General features: G+C 43.7%; 17 protein-coding genes, 1 tRNA gene, 1 other RNA gene and 1 other annotated feature. Of the genes, 13 read left to right on the top strand and 6 right to left on the bottom strand.

Features of this window, described 5'->3' with window-relative positions; genetic code table 11:
- Positions 1 to 640 precede the first annotated feature (640 nt).
- Complete coding sequence (locus J7E37_RS22315) at positions 641 to 763, bottom strand: hypothetical protein (RefSeq protein ID WP_023613358.1); 123 nt, start codon at positions 761 to 763, stop codon at positions 641 to 643.
- Between the two features lie 115 nt (positions 764 to 878).
- On the bottom strand, positions 879 to 1,823 hold the full coding sequence (locus J7E37_RS16945) for a YaaC family protein (RefSeq protein ID WP_215025401.1): 945 nt from the start codon (positions 1,821 to 1,823) through the stop codon (positions 879 to 881).
- Positions 1,824 to 1,940: 117 nt separating this feature from the next.
- Between J7E37_RS16945 and guaB the strand changes: the two genes are divergently transcribed.
- The 6 genes from guaB (at position 1,941) to J7E37_RS16915 (ending at position 8,410) form a co-directional block, all read left to right on the top strand.
- Positions 1,941 to 3,407: an IMP dehydrogenase gene (gene guaB / locus J7E37_RS16940; RefSeq protein ID WP_214782222.1), complete on the top strand. Its 1,467-nt coding sequence runs from the start codon at positions 1,941 to 1,943 to the stop codon at positions 3,405 to 3,407.
- Between the two features lie 267 nt (positions 3,408 to 3,674).
- Positions 3,675 to 4,943 (top strand): serine hydrolase, encoded by a 1,269-nt coding sequence (locus J7E37_RS16935; protein ID WP_214782258.1) that lies wholly within the window; start codon positions 3,675 to 3,677, stop codon positions 4,941 to 4,943.
- 152 nt (positions 4,944 to 5,095) lie between these two features.
- Positions 5,096 to 5,980, top strand: a complete 885-nt coding sequence (gene pdxS / locus J7E37_RS16930; protein ID WP_214782261.1) for a pyridoxal 5'-phosphate synthase lyase subunit PdxS — start codon at positions 5,096 to 5,098, stop codon at positions 5,978 to 5,980.
- Positions 5,981 to 5,990: 10 nt separating this feature from the next.
- Positions 5,991 to 6,581, top strand: a complete 591-nt coding sequence (gene pdxT / locus J7E37_RS16925) for a pyridoxal 5'-phosphate synthase glutaminase subunit PdxT (protein WP_215025399.1) — start codon at positions 5,991 to 5,993, stop codon at positions 6,579 to 6,581.
- 54 nt (positions 6,582 to 6,635) lie between these two features.
- Positions 6,636 to 6,855: a binding site (T-box leader), on the top strand.
- A 65-nt stretch (positions 6,856 to 6,920) separates the two neighbouring features.
- Positions 6,921 to 8,201, top strand: a complete 1,281-nt coding sequence (gene serS / locus J7E37_RS16920) for a serine--tRNA ligase (protein ID WP_214782228.1) — start codon at positions 6,921 to 6,923, stop codon at positions 8,199 to 8,201.
- Positions 8,202 to 8,317: 116 nt separating this feature from the next.
- Positions 8,318 to 8,410: transfer RNA gene (locus J7E37_RS16915), tRNA-Ser, on the top strand.
- Between the two features lie 245 nt (positions 8,411 to 8,655).
- On the opposite strand, the gene J7E37_RS16910 is transcribed toward J7E37_RS16915, so the two are convergent.
- From J7E37_RS16910 to J7E37_RS16895, 4 genes are all read right to left on the bottom strand, one after another.
- Entirely contained in the window at positions 8,656 to 9,324 is a 669-nt protein-coding gene (locus J7E37_RS16910) for a deoxynucleoside kinase (protein WP_214782231.1), read from the bottom strand.
- A complete protein-coding gene (locus J7E37_RS16905; protein ID WP_214782234.1) occupies positions 9,321 to 9,962 on the bottom strand; it encodes a deoxynucleoside kinase in 642 nt (213 codons plus the stop codon). The genes J7E37_RS16910 and J7E37_RS16905 overlap by 4 nt, the downstream gene beginning before the upstream one ends.
- A 382-nt stretch (positions 9,963 to 10,344) precedes the next feature.
- Positions 10,345 to 11,628: a glycoside hydrolase family 18 protein gene (locus tag J7E37_RS16900; protein ID WP_214782237.1), complete on the bottom strand. Its 1,284-nt coding sequence runs from the start codon at positions 11,626 to 11,628 to the stop codon at positions 10,345 to 10,347.
- Positions 11,629 to 11,691: 63 nt separating this feature from the next.
- Positions 11,692 to 12,231, bottom strand: a complete 540-nt coding sequence (locus tag J7E37_RS16895; protein ID WP_215025397.1) for a cysteine hydrolase family protein — start codon at positions 12,229 to 12,231, stop codon at positions 11,692 to 11,694.
- Between the two features lie 88 nt (positions 12,232 to 12,319).
- On the opposite strand from J7E37_RS16895, the gene tadA reads away from it, so the two are divergent.
- The 7 genes from tadA (at position 12,320) to J7E37_RS16860 (ending at position 16,775) form a co-directional block, all read left to right on the top strand.
- Positions 12,320 to 12,844, top strand: coding sequence for a tRNA adenosine(34) deaminase TadA (gene tadA / locus J7E37_RS16890; RefSeq protein ID WP_215025395.1), 525 nt, complete (start codon positions 12,320 to 12,322; stop codon positions 12,842 to 12,844).
- A gap of 76 nt (positions 12,845 to 12,920) precedes the next feature.
- Positions 12,921 to 13,185, top strand: an RNA gene (ffs, locus tag J7E37_RS16885) — signal recognition particle sRNA large type.
- Between the two features lie 343 nt (positions 13,186 to 13,528).
- On the top strand, positions 13,529 to 15,214 hold the full coding sequence (dnaX, locus tag J7E37_RS16880; protein ID WP_214782243.1) for a DNA polymerase III subunit gamma/tau: 1,686 nt from the start codon (positions 13,529 to 13,531) through the stop codon (positions 15,212 to 15,214).
- 18 nt (positions 15,215 to 15,232) lie between these two features.
- A complete protein-coding gene (locus J7E37_RS16875) occupies positions 15,233 to 15,559 on the top strand; it encodes a YbaB/EbfC family nucleoid-associated protein (RefSeq protein ID WP_041968097.1) in 327 nt (108 codons plus the stop codon).
- Between the two features lie 15 nt (positions 15,560 to 15,574).
- Positions 15,575 to 16,171, top strand: coding sequence for a recombination mediator RecR (recR, locus tag J7E37_RS16870; protein WP_214782246.1), 597 nt, complete (start codon positions 15,575 to 15,577; stop codon positions 16,169 to 16,171).
- 38 nt (positions 16,172 to 16,209) lie between these two features.
- The gene (locus tag J7E37_RS16865; protein ID WP_214782249.1) at positions 16,210 to 16,431 is read left to right on the top strand and encodes a YaaL family protein; all 222 of its coding nucleotides are present in this window, start codon (positions 16,210 to 16,212) and stop codon (positions 16,429 to 16,431) included.
- An 80-nt stretch (positions 16,432 to 16,511) separates the two neighbouring features.
- Positions 16,512 to 16,775, top strand: coding sequence for a pro-sigmaK processing inhibitor BofA family protein (locus J7E37_RS16860; protein WP_214782252.1), 264 nt, complete (start codon positions 16,512 to 16,514; stop codon positions 16,773 to 16,775).
- Positions 16,776 to 17,209: the final 434 nt, after the last annotated feature.

Raw genomic sequence — 17,209 nt, 5'->3', positions numbered from 1 at the left:
GGTATGGTGGAAAAACACGAAAAGTTGTCTGAACTTGAGCCAACTTCAGACAGGTTTAAGGGAAAACAACGAAAAGTTGTCTGAACTTGATGCAACTTCAGACAGGTTTAAGGGAAAACAACGAAAAGTTGTCTGAACTTGATGCAACTTCAGACAGGTCTGAAGGAAAAACACGAAAAGTTGTCAGAACCTGAGTCAACTTCAGACAGGTTTGAAGGAAAAACACGAAAAGTTGTCTGAACTTGAGCCAACTTCAGACAGGTTTAAGGGAAAACAACGAAAAGTTGTCTGAACTTGATGCAACTTCAGACAGGTTTGAAGGAAAAACACGAAAAGTTGTCTGAACTTGAGCCAACTTCAGACAGGTTTAAGGGAAAACAACGAAAAGTTGTCTGAACTTGAGCCAACTTCAGACAGGTTTGGAGGAAAAACATGAAAAATTGTCTGAACTTAATGCAACTTCAGACAGGTTTAGAGGGCAATAACGAAAAGTAGTCCAAACCAAGGGCAACTTCAGACAAGGTCGCAATAAGAGATTGAACAAGCTGTCAAAACTTAATACGATTCCTCAATAACAACTAAAAGTATCTTGCCCACATAACAAAGACCCTCTGAATTAATCAGAAGGTCTTATTTTATATTATTTCTTTTTCTTCCCAAGGGATTGCAATTGATCCATTACCTTCGCACGTGACTTTTGATCTTTTAGCAAGTATGCTGTACCTAGAGCTACAGTTGTCATCATTAGTTTTTTTCTATCCATATTAAAACCTCCTCGGTTATGCAAAGTTCCTATAAATGAAATTCCCGATATCGGCTTATCTAAACTTATCTATAATCCGCAGTATTTGATTTAGAAACTTCAACCCTTGATATTACTACTTATTCATCAGGTACTGGTAAATTAAGTAAGGCCCTTTTCTCAATGTTGATTTTAAAAAGGACTGGATCAATGGATAGTCTTCATTGGGCATCATCTTGATTAACTCACTCCACCATTCTGTTTCATAGCGGGCAATCATTCCAAGATTATATAACAGTAAGTAGTGCAGCAGCAATTCTGGAAATAAAAATAAATCACCTTTATTTAAGGGAATTACATAATGCTGCTCTTCAAGATTGTATTTTAACGGAAGGGGTTCTTGTGTTTCACTTAAGTGTGCTTCAAACCTGATTTGATTAGGGTCCTCTACAAAGGAGACAGGAATAGAGGATTTGGTCTGATAGAACTCCTTAAAGCGGTTCTCCGTCATATGGAAATGGTCGATTATTGATTTTGGAATCGAGAAACCTGAATCGCTGGCAGTCACTGCTTTAAATATTTGCTTGCCTCTCAAGTCAGAAAAGATGCCGGACAATTCCGGGATCAGTTCCATCACATCACCCATTGTTGCTTTTTCACCTTCCAATTGTTTCATGTGGAACATTTTTTCTGCCATAAGAGAGAATAGCCCATTCTTTTGGATTTTCACTTCATCGTCTGTGAAGCTGTACTGTTGTTTTTTTCGTTTCCTTGTGGAGACGCCATGAGCAAGAACGGAAGTGGTTTCAGGGTAATCAGGTTCGACTGTCAGGATGCATGCTTTTATTAGATGGACAAGTCCATAAAAGAGCAGGATTGGCTGTATGGCCAGCGGAGACTTTTCTGCCTGTTCATAGTAAAGCTTCCCATGTTCGAGATAATACATGAAGGGATAACAGTTTTCGAAGCTTTTCATGTCAGACTGTTCGACGTTGATTTTACGATAACATTTTTTCAGATAGGCTTGTGAATACTCTGCTGAAAAGAAGAGTGTATAACTGTTCCATTCCTTATAAGGCATAGACACATGAAAAACCTCCAAGTTATTTGAAAAATCGGACAAATAATAACCTTCTTGACAGTATTTTAACCAATTGATAACCTACAAATAATATTTTCTTAAAGGGGGTCATTTACTATGTGGGAAAGTAAGTTTGTAAAAGAAGGATTAACGTTTGATGATGTGCTGTTAGTACCGGCCAAATCTGAGGTGCTGCCAAAGGATGTGAGCCTGAAGGTCAGCCTGACCGAGACTTTGAGGTTGAATATACCGATCATCAGTGCGGGCATGGATACTGTAACAGAATCTGAACTGGCCATTTCGATTGCCAGGCAGGGCGGCCTTGGTATCATACATAAAAACATGTCCATAGAACAGCAGGCTGACCAGGTCGATAAAGTAAAGCGTTCTGAAAGTGGAGTCATTACCGATCCATTCTTTTTAACTCCTGAGCATCAGGTATTTGATGCTGAACATTTAATGGGTAAATACCGCATTTCTGGTGTCCCGATTGTTAATAATGAAGAGGACCAAAAGCTTGTTGGAATCATTACAAACCGTGATATGCGTTTTATCCAGGATTACTCTATTAAAATCGAAGAAGTCATGACGAAAAATGATTTGGTGACCGCTTCTGTGGGAACTACCCTTGAAGAAGCAGAGAAGATCCTTCAGCGCCATAAGATTGAAAAACTCCCACTAGTAAATGACGAAGGCGTACTGAAAGGGCTCATTACCATAAAGGATATTGAAAAAGTGATTGAGTTCCCGAACTCTTCGAAGGATTTGCAAGGCCGCTTACTTTGCGGTGCTGCAGTCGGTGTTACAGCAGATACGATGAAACGTGTGGAGATGCTGGTGAAATCACATGTAGATGTCATCGTTGTTGATACTGCCCACGGCCACTCAAGAGGGGTTATTGAAACGGTAAAGCAAATCCGTGAAAGCTACCCGGAATTGAATATTATTGCGGGGAACGTTGCGACTGCAGAAGCGACAAGAGATTTGATAGAAGCAGGTGCGGATATTGTCAAGGTTGGCATCGGTCCTGGTTCAATCTGTACGACAAGGGTTGTAGCAGGTGTAGGTGTTCCGCAAATTACCGCTGTATATGATTGTGCGACAGAAGCACGAAAGCACGGGAAGGCAATCATAGCAGATGGCGGAATCAAATATTCTGGGGATATCGTCAAGGCTCTTGCTGCCGGAGGCCATGCTGTCATGCTCGGAAGCTTGCTTGCAGGTGTCAGCGAAAGTCCAGGAGAAACTGAAATCTATCAGGGAAGACGCTTCAAAGTATATCGTGGAATGGGCTCTGTCGGAGCAATGGAAAAGGGATCTAAAGATCGTTACTTCCAGGAAGATAATAAGAAGTTCGTTCCGGAAGGCATTGAAGGAAGAATCCCATATAAAGGACCGCTTACAGATACAATCTATCAACTTGTTGGCGGCATACGCTCAGGTATGGGATATTGCGGCACAGCTAATCTTGAGGAGTTAAGGGAGAATGCCCAATTCATCAAGATGACAGGAGCGGGTCTGAGAGAGAGCCATCCGCATGATGTCCAGATCACGAAAGAAGCACCCAACTACTCTATGAGCTAATTTTATAAATGGGCATCAGCAGGAACTACGACTTTTTACCTGTATATCAGTTGTTTTTTCCTGATTTTACAATAGACAGAGTGACTATTCTCTGTCTATTTTTTTCATTTTTTTTATGGTAAACTATACGGGTGTGATTTTTTAGGGGTCAACAAAAATGAAAGTTTCATAGATATTTTATAAAAATTTGGAGGGAAATTTGTCTTGAATCGTAAACAGAAACAGCTTTCAGTGTTCTTTGCAGCATTCATTTTAACGATTACAACTATGTTTTCCGGATTTTCAATGGAAGCTGAAGCAGCAGAGGGACAATTGGGCATCGATGCCGAAGCAGCCATGCTGATTGATGCAGATACGGGAAGAGTTTTATATGAGAAAAATTCAGATGTTGTCCTGGGCGTAGCTTCCATGGCAAAAATGATGACAGAATATATGGTTCTCGAAGCGGTCAAAGAAGGAAAGCTGAAATGGGACCAAAAGGTAAAGATCAATGAGTATGTCCATAAGTTATCAGCTGCCCCTGGCCTATCGAATGTTGGGTTAACTCAAGGTGAGGATTATACGGTACAAGAGTTGTATGAAGCAATGGCAATCCATTCTGGCAATGCAGCTACCGTAGCGCTCGCTGAGGTCCTTTCTGGAACAGAAAAGAACCATGTTGAAAAAATGAACAAAAAAGCTGCTGAGCTTGGTTTGAAGGATTATAAATTTGTTAACTCCTCAGGGTTGAACAATAGCGATCTTTTAGGACAGCATCCTGCCGGAAGTCCGGATGAAGAGAATGTCATGTCTGCCCGCTCATTGGCGAAGCTTGCATACCGACTATTGAAGGATTACCCGGAAGTGTTGGATACAGCAAGCATGCCTTCCTTGAAGTTCCGTGACGGACGTGAGTATAAGAACTTTAACTGGATGCTTCCAGGCCTGATTTACCAATACGATGGTGTAGACGGCTTAAAAACCGGTTCGACTGATTTTGCAGGCTATGGTTTTACAGCTACTGCGATGAGAAATGACCAAAGATTCATTTCGGTTATCATGAAGGCAGACTCAAAGGACAGCCGTTTTTCTGAAACGCGTAAAATCCTTGACTTTGCTTTCAGCAATTTCACAGAAGAAGAACTTGTGAAAAAGAATCATCAGGTAAAAGGAAAGAAAAACCTTCCGGTAACAAAAGGGAAGGAAGACAGTGTGAAGATCCAGTCTAAAGAGCCCATTACGATGACTATCAGGAATGGCGAAAAGGATCAATATGAACCGGTACTTGTACTGGATAAAAAGAAGCTGAATGAAAATGGCGAACTGACTGCTCCTATCAAGAAGGGTGAGCAAGTCGGCTATATGACTGTTAAGTCCAATAAGGAAGAAAACATCAGCTTCTTAACTGAAGAAGGGCAAAAGCAAGTCCAGGTACCAGTTGTTGCTGCTGAAAATGTTGAAAAAGCGAACTGGTTCGTGCTTATGATGCGAGGAATCGGCGGATTCTTCGGAGATCTTTTTGGCGGAGTTGCTGATACTGTAAAAGGCTGGTTTTAAATAAATTGGAAAGGTTTCCTGTCTTGACAGGAAACCTTTTTTATTGTTTATTTTCAATAGGGGGTAGCTGTAATTCCGACCGAAAAAGTCTGAATATCCAGTTATTTGCAATTGCTTACATAGTAACCCTTTTACAGGGACAAGGGGGAAAAATAATGAAGACAGGTACTGATCGTGTTAAACGTGGTATGGCAGAGATGCAAAAAGGCGGCGTCATCATGGACGTTGTCAATGCCGAACAAGCAAAGATTGCTGAAGAGGCTGGTGCAGTTGCGGTAATGGCATTGGAACGTGTCCCTTCGGATATCCGTGCAGCTGGCGGAGTAGCTAGAATGGCTGACCCAAGGATCGTCGAAGAGGTAATGGGTGCTGTCACAATTCCCGTTATGGCAAAAGCACGGATTGGCCACATCGTAGAAGCACGAGTGCTCGAAGCGATGGGTGTTGACTATATTGACGAGAGTGAAGTCTTGACTCCTGCTGATGAAGAATTCCATCTGAATAAAAGAGATTATACAGTTCCTTTCGTATGCGGATGCCGCGATCTTGGCGAGGCGGCGAGAAGGATCGGCGAAGGAGCTTCGATGCTACGTACAAAGGGAGAGCCTGGTACGGGCAATATCGTAGAAGCTGTCCGTCATATCCGCAAGGTAAACGCACAGGTTCGCAAAGTCGTGGCAATGGATATGGATGAACTAATGACTGAAGCCAAGCTTCTGGGAGCACCATATGAGCTTCTGCTGGAAATCAAGCAGCTTGGACGCCTTCCAGTCGTGAACTTTGCTGCAGGCGGTGTTGCTACTCCGGCAGACGCAGCATTAATGATGCAGCTGGGTGCTGATGGGGTGTTTGTAGGATCAGGCATCTTCAAATCTGATAATCCGGCGAAGTTTGCAAAGGCAATTGTCGAAGCGACTACTCATTATCAGGATTATGAACTGATTGCGAACATTTCGAAGGGTCTTGGTATCCCGATGAAGGGCATGGAAATTTCATCATTGGCACCTGAAGCCCGTATGCAGGACCGCGGCTGGTAAGGGTATGCCTATGATGAAGATTGGAGTACTTGGCCTTCAGGGGGCCGTACGTGAGCATATATGGGCAATTGAGGCATCTGGAGCAGAAGGTACTGTCATTAAGCGTCCCGATCAGCTCTCAGAAGTCGATGGCCTGATCATTCCTGGGGGAGAAAGCACCACAATTCGCCGTCTGATCGATAAATATGGCTTTATGGAAGAGTTGAAGAAATTCGCAGCTGATGGCAAACCAATGTTCGGAACATGCGCTGGCTTGATTTTACTTGCGAATGATCTGGCTGGTTATGATGCACCACATCTCGGTGTCATGGATGTGAAAGTGGAACGCAACTCATTCGGCCGCCAGCGCGAAAGCTTTGAAGCTGACATCAATATTGCTGGAGTGGCGGAAAATTTCTCGGCAGTATTCATCCGGGCACCTCATATTGTGGAAGCTGGAGAAAATGTCGAGGTGCTGGCGAAGCATGATGGCAGAATTGTCGCTGCGCGTGATGGACAGTTCCTCGGCTGTTCTTTTCATCCGGAGTTGACGGATGATTATAGACTCATGAGCTACTTTGTGAAAATGGTCGAGGAGACAAAGAGTAAAAATTTTGCATAAACGGCTTGCATGGAGAACATAATTGTAGTAAATTATGTATTAAAATTCGATAGTAAAAAAGCGATGAGAGGGAATAGTAGCTTGTATCCATTCCAAAGAGAGCCGGTGGTTGGTGCGAACCGGTGTCTGGAGCAAAGGAATCCGCCCTTGAGCAGAGTATGGAACGCCATTAATGGTCAGTAAATACTTTCGGTAAAAACCGTTATTTTATGAGTGGAAAGCATTTTCTTGCTTTCAACTAGGGTGGCAACGCGGGTTAACTCTCGTCCCTTTTTGGGGACGGGAGTTTTTTATTTTATCAAAGGTTTTTTTACTTCAGGTAAAAGGGAGGAAATCGCAGTGTTAGATGTAAAATATTTAAGAGCGAATTTTGAAGAAGTTAAACAAAAACTGCAGCACCGTGGCGAAGACATGACCGACTTCGGCAAGTTCGAGGACCTGGATGTAAGGCGCAGGGAATTGATTCTTGACGCTGAACAGCTGAAGAGCAGAAGGAATGAAGTGTCCCAGCAGGTTGCGCAGTTGAAGCGTGAAAAGCAGGACGCTGACCACTTGATCGCTGAGATGCGTGAGGTAGGCGACAAAATCAAGGTTCTGGATGACCAGCTTCGCGAGGTAGAAGAAGAGCTAGAAAACCTGATGCTCAGCATTCCGAATATCCCTCATGAGAGTGTTCCAATCGGAGAAACAGAAGATGATAATGTAGAGGTTCGCAAATGGGGAGAAATCCGTGATTTTGAATTCGAAGCAAAGCCGCACTGGGATGTTGCAGATCACTTGAAAATCCTTGATTTCGAACGCGCTGGAAAAGTAACAGGCAGCCGTTTTGTCTTTTACAAAGGATTGGGTGCACGCCTTGAGCGAGCGTTGATCAGTTTCATGCTTGACCTTCATGTTGACGAACATGGGTACAAGGAAGTCATTCCTCCGTACATGGTCAATCGTGCAAGCATGACAGGGACAGGACAGCTTCCTAAGTTTGAAGAGGATGCATTCCGAATCGAGAGCGAAGATTACTTCCTGATTCCGACTGCAGAGGTACCTGTTACGAATATGCACCGGGATGAAATCCTGACTCCAGATGAGCTTCCGATCAATTATGCAGCGTACAGCGCATGTTTCCGTTCTGAGGCAGGTTCCGCAGGGCGCGATACGCGCGGTTTAATCCGTCAGCACCAGTTTAACAAAGTCGAATTAGTGAAGTTTGTTAAGCCCGAAGACTCTTATGAGGAGCTTGAAAGGCTGACTGGACATGCTGAGAAAGTGCTTCAGCTATTAGGCCTGCCTTATCGCGTGTTGAGCATGTGCTCTGCAGACCTCGGATTCACAGCTGCTAAGAAATACGATATCGAAGTCTGGATCCCAAGCTACGGCACCTACAGGGAAATCTCTTCTTGCAGTAACTTCGAAGGATTCCAGGCAAGACGCGCGAATATCCGGTTCCGCCGCGAAGCAAAGGCGAAGCCAGAGCATGTGCATACACTGAATGGATCAGGCCTTGCGATCGGCCGCACAGTTGCCGCCATCCTCGAGAACTACCAGCAGGCTGACGGCAGTGTCATCATTCCGGAAGTATTGCGTCCATACATGGGCAACAGGGAAGTTATTGCTCCGGAATAAGTGTCATTGATAGGAGAGTTTAACTCTGTTTCGGGCAGGATGTCCTCCTGCCCGAAAAAAACTTTTAAAGAAGTGTTGACTCGTTTTTAAATACATGATATTATATTTCTTGTCTCGGAGGTATACCCAAGTCTGGCTGAAGGGATCGGTCTTGAAAACCGACAGGCGGGTAACACCGCGCGGGGGTTCGAATCCCTCTACCTCCTCCATTAATTTTTTCAATTAAAGCATTAACGCATAAAACAATTTGGAGATTGTGTAAAAAAACCCGTTACTATGTAGCGGGTTTTTTTATGTCCTGTTTTGCTGTATTCGGGGGTCGCTTTATTACTCTATCAGCCACTTTGTAGGTTTCTCGAGCGGTTTGAGCTTACAGAGAGTTTCTATGTGCCCTTTTGGAGGTTCCTCTCTCTATTTGGGCTTATAGATAACAAAAAACCGCCAATCGGCGGTTTTATTTTTTCAGTAATTGAGTTTGTTTGATATGTGTCGCGATTTTTTCAACGATTGGTTCGATTGATTCAGGATTATTGAACAAATCGTAATCATTGATGTTCAGACGAAGGACTGGGCATGCGTTGAAGTTATTGATCCAGTTTTCATAGCGTCCGTGCATTTCTTCCCAATATGTGATTGGTGTTTGCTGTTCCATTGGACGTCCTCTTAGCTTAATGCGCTCAAGAATATCGTCTAGTGACCCTTCAAGGTAGATCAGCAAATCTGGATGCGGGAAGTACGGAGTCATGACCATTGCTTCGAACAGACTCTTATATGTTTGGTAGTCCACAGGGGACATTGTGCCTTTTTCATAATGCATTTTTGCGAAGATGCCTGTATCTTCATAGATGGAACGGTCCTGGATAAAGCCGCCGCCATATTCAAAAATCCTCTTCTGCTCTTTGAAGCGCTCAGCAAGGAAGTAGATTTGCAGGTGGAAGCTCCAGCGTTCGAAATCGGCATAGAACTTATCGAGGTATGGATTTGTATCTACTTTTTCAAAGGATGTACGGAACCGAAGGGCATCCGCCAGGGCATTCGTCATAGTCGATTTGCCGACTCCAACTGTACCGGCAATCGTGATGACCGCATTAGCCGGGATGTCATATTTTGTTCTTAGATTCATGGTTGTACGCTCCTTTTTCTTAATGATGCGGTTAGCTGGTCGATGATCAGCTGGAGATCTTCTTCATTCTTAACAAAATCCAGATCGTCCCCGCTGAAACGAAGAACAGGGATTTCGGGGTGGTCTTTCTCGAACTGAAGCATTGCTTGTTCATAATCAAGGGATAATTGCTCTAAATATAATGGACTGATGTTCTTTTCGACTTCGCGGCCGCGCATTTTGATTCGCTTCAGCAAGGTATCGAGACTTGCATTCAAGTAAATGATGACATTTGGCTTAGGCATATCTTTTGTCAGGATTTGATAAATATCTAGGTATTTTTTATATTCCTGTTCATTTAATGTGCGCTGGGCGAAAATGAGGTTTTTCATGATATGATAATCAGCTACGACAGACATGTCTTTGCTGAGGTAATGTTCATTGATATCTCCAAGCTGCTTATATCGATTGCAGAGGAAAAACATTTCTGTCTGGAAACTCCATTCTTCGATGTTATCGTAGAACTTCCCCAAAAATGGATTTTCATCGACTATTTCTTTTAAAAGTGCAAATTGAAACCTTTCGGAAATGGCGCGGGCAAGTGACGTTTTCCCGATCCCGATTGGTCCTTCAACCGTTATAAAAGGTGTTCCTTCCACAACATGTCCTCCCTCTCTGTTGTATCTATCTCTTTTTTACATTTCTGTCAGTTAAATTACGCAAAGTCCATTTTATCACACCACAGTATGGTATGGGTATGGAATATTAAGAGGCAATTTTAGCAAAATGCTGCTTTCCTATTTCATATTGCTTATCGAATATATGCCTCCATCCGCTTTATTAAAAGCTTTGGGGCTCTTTTCGAGGTTATTTCTAATCAAAATTCCGGAATTAGCCGTGAAAACCCAAGTGCCGGTTTTTACTCTTGTTGATTAAGCGTTCAAGTTTGCGAACAGAGCTTAGCAAAAAAGAAGACAGCCGCAAAAATACTGCGCCTGTCATATATTATCGGAATTTGTAAAATTATTTTAACAGAAAATTTTATCTTTTTACGACATTGAAGTTCTCCTGGATGAGAAGCCAGTTTTGTGGGAAGGAAAGTCCGAGCTTCCAGTAGCTCATTCCTCTCAAATTCAGTTCCTTGATCAGGTCGAATTTTGCCTGGATGGATCTTGCGTCCTCAAACCAGACTTCATGCTGTTTTCCATCTGACGCTGTATATCGGAAGGTCGGCGCCTGAGATCTTGTATTGTACTGGATTGGTACATTATTATCGGCCGCAATCTGGATCGCCTGCTGCGGACTGACGGCCCTTGCGATCGTTCCCTGGACAAATGGAAGAGTCCAGTCATATCCATAAAGATTCTGGCCCATCATGACTTTTTGCGATGGCATTTCACTGACGGCATACTCTAGTACCTCACGCACAGGGCCGATAGGGGAGACTGCCTGTGCAGGTCCGCCGCTGTACCCCCATTCATAGGTCATAATGACGACGAAATCGACAATTTCCCCATGTGCTTTGTAGTCATGAGCCGTATACCAGGGCCCTGTCTGTTCTGCACTTGTTTTTGGGGCGAGTGCAGTCGAGATGAACCAGCCTTCCTGTTTAAAACGGTCCCTCGCTTTGCGCAGGAAAGTGTTATAGGCTTCACGGTCTTCTGGACGCAGGAATTCAAAATCAAAATGGATATCGCGGAATCCATATTTTTTGGCGGTGGCAACGATATTGTTCAGGAATTTGTCCTGGACTGCCATGTCATTCAAGAGGATACGGCCAAGCTCATCGCTGAACTGGTCGTTTTCCTGGTTGGTGATCACCATCATCAATATATTATTGTTCGCCTCGGCAATCGCCGGGAAATTGTTCAGCAGCGGCTCCTTCAACGACCCATCGCGCAAAGCCTGGAAGCTGAACGGCGCAAGATAGGTCAAATAGGGGGCAGCTTCCCGGGCAGCTGTTTCCAATGCAGGCGCCACTGTGTTCCCGCGAGGCTCTACATATGCATTAAATTCCGCATTTGTTTTCGGCCGCTGTGGAATATATAAGCGGAATCCGACTGACAATGGCTGGTTGACCGAGATGCCATTGATCCTTGCGAGTTCCTGTGGAGTGATACCGAACCTTCTTGAAATTGCCCATAGACTGTCACCCGGCTGGACAAAGTAAAAACTGCCGACGATTGGGATGACCATCGCCTGGCCGACCACTAAATTATTTGGATTAGGCAGCTCGTTCGCCTCGGTTATATCCGTAACAGAAGACCCGTATAATTGAGCGATCTGTGTCAATGTCTGTCCTTGCTGTACCACATGAATTTGCATCTTCTTCCCTCCCTGGCATTTTTAGCGCTACAACCATTGTATGAAGGAAGAAAATGCAGTATGTTATAAATCAAGCTCCATTGAAGGTCTTGTTTCAGCGGACAGGACGTTTTTCATCATGGTCAGTGCGTATTGATTATCCTCGTCATAATTGGAGGCAATGAAGTCCTCAGGTATGATCAGGTTGTATTCGCGCATATACGCATCATTCGCGGTGAAAAGGACGCAAATATTGCCTGCAATCCCTGACAGGATCAAGGTATCTACCTTCAATTGCTGAAGCAGGGTGTGAAGCGCCGTTCCATAAAAAGCGGAGTGCTTTGGCTTGATCAAAAAATAGTCCTGATTCTTCTCAGGGGCGATCTTTTTTATGATTTCACCGCTTGTTTCATTTGAGCAGTGATCCATGATTTTTTCGAAATCAGCCTGCCATAGATTATAATGGTCATTAATATAGATAACGGGCATGTCTTTTTCATTGAAAGATTTCTTTAACTTTAAAATGGGATTAATGATTTTTTTAGTGTTTTTTGCAAGTTCTTCCCCTGCGTCAAAGTTAAAATCATTGATCATATCGATAATCAATAGAGCAGTCTTTGCCATGAATAATCCTCTCCTTATCCTTTATATTTTTACCGGCGGGGGATTATTAAACCAATTGGAAATATAAAACACTTTTATGGAGGAAAAGATGGAATATACTCCAGATGAACGATATATGTTAGAAGCAATTGAAGAAGCGAAAAAAGCAGGGCAGATAGATGAGGTGCCAATCGGTGCGGTCATCGTCCTGGATGGGGAAATCATTGCCCGTGCCCATAATCTCCGCGAAACTAAGCAAAGTTCCATTGCCCATGCAGAGGTGCTGGCGATTGACGAGGCGTGCCAGAAGCTCGGAACATGGAGGCTGGAGGATGCCATTCTCTATGTGACACTGGAGCCATGCCCGATGTGTGCAGGGGCGATCATGCTTTCCCGCGTGAAAAAAGTGGTCTATGGGGCAAAGGATCCTAAGGGCGGCTGTGCCGGGACCTTCATGAATATCCTCCAGGATGAACGCTTCAACCATCAAAGTGAAGTCGTGACTGGTGTACTGGAAGCAGAATGCGGAGCACTATTATCCGATTTTTTCAGGACTCTGCGGGAAAAGAAAAAGATGAAAAAGAAACAGGAGAAAGACGAACTGGAACAACAGACAGGAATTGACAGGGGATAAGCATTGCATTTTGGGCCGTGAGTTAGTATACTATGTATGTGTCCTTGAGACACACCTAAATAAGGTTTCAATTTTGCCGTGCTAGTCGGGGAGGTAGCGGTGCCCTGTACCCGCAATCCGCTCTAGCGGGGATGAATCCCTTCCTGAGGCTGATTTACTGTAGGGTCTGCCTTAAGCAAGTGGTGTTGACGCCCGGGTCCTGCGCAATGGGAATCCATGAACCATGTCAGGTCCGGAAGGAAGCAGCATTAAGTGGACGCTCCCATGTGCCGCAGGGTTGCCTGGGCCGAGCTAACTGCTTAAGTAACGCTTATGGTATTCAGTCGACGGAAGGTGCGCGGCAGTTAAATATTATACATTCAACTCATCTCTTTAGCGGAGATGAGTTTTTTGTCGTTTTAAAAGGCTCTTTTCTCAAACTTTGTTGCTATTGACTACAAAAATAGGATTGAATGACCTATGTTTCTTCACAAAATAAAAGCATTTTATGAGAAAAGAGCTTGCAGACTTATTACCGACCTACAAAATGGCTTTTTGTCACGTTAAAATCGGCTTTAGGATTTTAACAATAACCTTTACGAAAACAGCTTATTAAAAAGCTTAAAAACTTCCTTTGGTAAAAGTGAAATTGAAAGTTATTTGCGTTATAATAGATAAGATAATAAAAGGAAGGGAGCGGTGTCATTGGCCTACCAAGCTTTATATCGTGTCTGGCGTCCACAACAGTTCATTGATGTGGTCGGACAGGAACATGTCACAACGACACTGCAAAACGCTCTGCTTCAACAAAAAATATCACATGCCTATCTATTTTCCGGCCCCAGGGGGACTGGGAAAACGAGTGCTGCGAAAATTTTGGCAAAAGCGGTCAACTGTGAAAAAGCTCCAACGGCCGAGCCTTGCAATGAATGCGATGCCTGCCGTGGAATAACGGATGGATCGATTCCTGATGTAATTGAAATCGATGCCGCTTCCAATAACGGTGTCGAAGAAATTCGGGATATCCGAGATAAGGTTAAGTACGCGCCGAACGTCGTGAAGTATAAAGTATACATCATTGATGAAGTGCATATGCTTTCCATTGGAGCATTCAACGCCTTGCTGAAAACCCTTGAAGAGCCTCCGAAGCATGTCATCTTTATCCTCGCAACGACTGAGCCCCATAAGATTCCACTCACAATCATTTCACGATGCCAGCGATTTGATTTTAAGAGGATCACTGCTCAGGCAATCGTTGGCAGGATGAAGCAAATTGTTGAGGAATCTGGAGTGGATTGCGATGAAAAAGCCCTGCAGATCATTTCCAGGGCTGCAGAAGGCGGAATGCGTGATGCCTTAAGCCTGCTTGATCAGGCGATTTCATTCAGCCAGGATCGAGTTACGATTGAAGATGCCCTCACGGTAACTGGTACTGTATCACAGAACTTCCTGAACCAGCTGGCCAGGGCGATTGATGAACGAAATGCGGCCGCCGGGCTGGAAGCTTTGGAAGAATTGCTTTTACAAGGAAAGGATCCAGCCAGGTTCATAGAGGATCTGATTTTCTTTTACCGTGATATGCTCCTGTACAAGGCAGCACCTGCATTGGAGGAATCTATGGAACGGGTGATGCTCGACGATGATTTCCAGGAACTTGCCAATCAGGTCGAGCCAGCTCAAATCTATGAATTGATTGAGGTATTGAATAAAGCGCAGCAAGAGATGCGTTGGACAAACCATCCACGTATCTTCCTTGAGGTAGCAATCGTCAAACTCTGTCAGCTGGAAAATCAGAATCCGTCAAGCAATGTCCAGGTTGAACCCTTGCTGAGAAGGATTGAGCAGCTCGAGGAAAAACTGGCACAGTTCCAGCAGAATCCTGGAATGGCAGCAAGTGAACCGGCTGCGGCTGCTAAAAAAGCGCCTCGTCCAAACCGGAAAGGATTCCAGGCTCCGACCGGAAAAATCAACGAGGTACTGAAAAGCGCTACCAAGACAAATCTCCATACCATCAAGGGACGATGGGGAGACCTGCTCGAAATGCTTGCCGCGAACCAGATGCGTTCCCAGGCTGCATTGTTGAATGAAGCGGAACCAGTTGCTGCATCGGATGAGGCAGTAGTGATAAAATTCAAATATGAAATCCACTGTCAGATGGCAATGGAAAACACCAGATTCACTGAAATTGTCAGCGGTGCGATGAACGATTACACCGGTAAAAGGATGCAGGTGATTGGTGTGCCGGAGGACCAGTGGCTTAAAATAAGGGAAAACTTTATCAGCCAAAGAGGCGACGGGACATCGGATGGTCAGGCTGCTGCAGCCGAAGACCCGCTGATCGCGGAAGCTAAAAAACTATTTGGCGATGAATTAATACAAATACAAGAATAAATTTGGAGGTACGTTTACATGATGCGAGGAAATGGTAATATGCAAAATATGATGAAGCAAATGCAAAAAATGCAAAAGAAAATGGAAGAAGCTCAAGTCCAATTAGGAGAAGAGAAAATTGAAGGTACTGCAGGCGGCGGTATGGTAACAGTAATCGTTACAGGTCACAAGGAGATTGTAGATGTGCAAATCAAGCAGGAAGTTGTTGACCCTGATGATGTGGAGATGCTTCAAGACCTAGTGCTTGCTGCAACGAACGATGCGTTGAAAAAAGCAGAAGAATTAACTAATAAGACAATGGGCCAATTTACAAAGGGCATGAACCTTCCTGGGGGAATGTTCTAGGAGGAATATAACAGAATGCATTATCCTGAACCAATATCAAAGCTGATCGACAGCTTTATGAAATTGCCAGGTATCGGCCCGAAAACGGCCGCTCGTCTGGCTTTTTTCGTATTAAGCATGAAGGAAGAAACCGTTTTGGATTTCGCTAAGGCATTGGTCAACGCTAAGCGTAACCTGACTTACTGCTCTGTCTGCGGCCATATAACCGATCAGGATCCTTGCTATATCGATGAGGATCCTCGACGAGACAAATCTGTCATCTGCGTTGTACAGGATCCCAAGGATGTTATTGCGATGGAAAAGATGAAGGAATACAACGGCTTATATCATGTCTTGCAGGGTGCAATTTCACCTATGGATGGTATTGGCCCGGAAGATATAAATATTCCAGATCTATTGAAGAGACTGCAGGATGAAACTGTCCAGGAAGTCATACTTGCGACTAACCCGAATATTGAGGGGGAAGCAACAGCCATGTATATATCAAGACTGCTGAAGCCGTCAGGAATAAAGATCACCAGGATTGCGCACGGTCTTCCGGTCGGCGGAGATCTTGAATATGCGGATGAAGTCACGCTCTCTAAAGCGCTGGAAGGCCGCAGGGAAGTTTAACTCCATTGTTAAAGAAGAAACTCTACTGGAGGAAAGTCATGTTATTTCGTAAAAAGAAATGGCTTAGGAAAGAATTCGACCATAAACTATTGGCACAGCTGGACAGCATGAAGAGGAACTGGAATAATCAAAAGCTATTGGTTGAAAGAAGCTTCGATCCATCAGAAGAGTTTATAACTGAAGCAAAAATTGCCGAAGCCAAGTACTTCTTTCTTTTTAAAGAAGCGAAGCACAGGAAAATCACCATCAAGACGAAGTGATGTTTTTTCCATACAATAAGGTCTTATTTTGATAACTTGTACATAAAAATGTACAAGACATTGAAGTAAGGGGGAAGAGTATGGATCCTATAGTTGTCATATCGGTCCTTGGTGGATTGATTTTTCTGCTGCTCATAATCGGTGCACCGACAAAGCCGCTCCGTCTCATCGGCCAGAGTGCTGTGAAGGTCTTGATCGGAGCCATCTTTTTATTTTTTCTTAACGCCTTCGGAACCAGCTTCGGAATTTATGTTCCAATCAATATTGCAACCGCAGCAGTATCAGGACTGTTAGGAATCCCCGGTGTGTTTGCGCTGGTTGCAATTCAGACGTGGATTATATAAAGAAGGAACGCCGCTTTTGAAGCGGCGTTTTATATTTTTTGTGTGCTCTTTCCGTAAACTTTATTGCTTATATAACCTTTTTGAAAAAATTCAATTCGCAACCATCTATGAACAAGCTCTAAACCACTCGGAACTCAGATAATTGTATGTGTTCGCAAAGCAACAATTAATGCTGAAAGAACATTTTTGTAAAAAGCTATTGACCAAGCAAGCAGAAGTTGTTATTATATAAAATGTTGCTGTTGAACGCAGTTAATAACTTTTAAAAAAAGTGTTGACGAAACAACGACAGCGTGATATATTATTTAAGTCGCCTACGGGTGACACTGAAAAATTGCTCTTTGAAAACTAAACAAACAAGCGTCAACAAACAATAAATGATCATGTTTCTTCTATAAGAACATGAGCCAACGTTTTAACTTATGAGCTAACTC

It is taken from the genome of Bacillus sp. ISL-39 (assembly GCF_018613295.1).
GTDB lineage: Bacteria > Bacillota > Bacilli > Bacillales > Cytobacillaceae > Mesobacillus.
This window is presented reverse-complemented; position numbering and strand designations above follow the sequence as displayed.